Origin of the sequence: Bifidobacterium sp. M0353, from assembly GCF_016100645.1 — a bacterium.
Lineage (GTDB): Bacteria > Actinomycetota > Actinomycetes > Actinomycetales > Bifidobacteriaceae > Bombiscardovia > Bombiscardovia choladohabitans.
Genome location: NZ_JACFSB010000225.1, coordinates 1 through 260, shown reverse-complemented (window position 1 = coordinate 260; position 260 = coordinate 1). Strand labels below are relative to the sequence as shown.

Sequence of the window (260 nt, the reverse complement as noted above, 5' to 3'; positions counted from 1 at the left end):
ACCCTAATTGGCGCAAAGTTTTGTTAATAAAAATTTTCTTGATAGCATTACCTAAAAATAAACGAATATACCATGTTGGTGAAGTTGAAGTGGTTAACACATAGCATTGTTTAACGTTAATCAACTCACCTTTCACTCCTATTTTAGTAACAGTGTGTGATAAACCTTCTCCTTCTTTCATCACCTTGTCTATAAAACCTTTTAACATTCCGGGAATATCATTCCACCAAAAGGGTGTAATAAAAATCACGGTATTCGCT

Annotated in this window: 1 protein-coding gene; it reads right to left on the bottom strand. The window is 33.5% G+C overall.

Annotated elements, in window-relative coordinates; all coding sequences use genetic code 11:
* Positions 1 to 260 (bottom strand): NAD(P)H-dependent oxidoreductase (locus H3V04_RS09615; protein WP_198188436.1); only part of this gene is annotated, 260 nt, incomplete at both ends.